Source organism: Streptomyces sp. NPDC008079 (assembly GCF_042957385.1).
Lineage (GTDB): Bacteria > Actinomycetota > Actinomycetes > Streptomycetales > Streptomycetaceae > Actinacidiphila.
In genome coordinates this window covers 1-1,136 of the sequence record NZ_JBIBIC010000048.1, presented here as the reverse complement: position 1 = coordinate 1,136, position 1,136 = coordinate 1, and the positions used below count along the sequence as shown (strand labels likewise).

The 1,136-nt window shown below is 70.8% G+C and carries 1 protein-coding gene; it reads right to left on the bottom strand.

What is annotated here, in order from left to right:
* Positions 1-1,136, bottom strand: a 1,136-nt coding sequence (locus tag ACFZAM_RS37170; protein WP_391053009.1) for a DUF6531 domain-containing protein, incomplete at both ends; no start/stop codon positions are given.

The window sequence follows — 1,136 nt, the reverse complement described above, 5'->3', positions numbered from 1 at the left end:
CCGTGGGTGTCGTAGGTGTAGGTGGTGGTGTGGCCGAGGGGGTCGGTGTGGGTGAGGAGGTTGTCGTGGGGGTCCCAGGTGCGGTGGGTGGTGTGGTGGAGGGGGTCGGTTTCGCGGAGGAGCTGGTAGCGGTCGTTGAATTCGTAGGTGGTGGTGTGGCCGAGGGAGTTGACGGCGTGGGTGGTGTGGGTGTGGGGGTCGTAGCGGTAGGTGTAGGCGAGGATGTCGTCGGTGCCGGTGGTGCGGACGCAGCGGCCCTGGCCGTCGTAGGTGTAGCCGTACCAGGTGGTGTTGCGGTCCTGCCAGCCGGTGATGCGGCCTTCGGGGTCGTAGGTGAAGGTCAGGGGGAGGCCGGAGGAGTTGGTGACGGCGGTGAGGTGGCCGCCGGTGTAGGCGTACCGGGTCAGGGCGGGCCGGTGGTCGGCGGATATCAGGTGCAGGGCGGTGACGCGGCCGTCGGCGGTGGTGACGCCGATCTGGTATCCGGCGTCGTGGGTCATCCGGGCGGGGGCGCCGGCCGGGTCGTAGGTGACGGTGACGCGGTTGTCGTTGCGGTCGGTGAGGGTGTGCAGGGGCAGGTCGGCGGGGCTGCGGCCGGGCAGCGGGCGGAAGTGCAGGGCCTGGCCGGTCTCGGGCTGGGCGACGGTCATGGTGCCGCCGGGGGTGCCGTCCCAGGTCAGGGGCCAGCGCGGGCCGGTGACGGGCATGACCGGACGGCCCGGCCCGGGTATGGGGTAGTCCAGGGTCATGCCGTCGGCGGTGGTGAACCGCACGCCCTGGTCGTCCAGGACCAGCCGCTGGTCCAGCGTGGAGGCCCAGGTCGGCCCGAACCACCGCCCGCCGCGGAAGTTCGTGCGGTGGGTGCGCTCGATGACCAGCGGGAGGACACCGGGCAGTTCGGCGTCGGTGGCGGACATCACCATCTCACCGGTCGCCATGTCGATGGGGTCACCGCACGTGAACAGCTTCTTCAGCATCCGGCTGGTCTCACCGAGACTCGCCGCGCCCTTGCGGACGCTGTTCGCGATGTTCTCCAGCGCCCGACCCGACTTCAGCAGCGCGGGGAGTTCGCGGGCCATCTTCAACAGGCCGCCGGCGGTGGTGAGGCCCTTGAACATCGGGATGCAGTCCAGCGC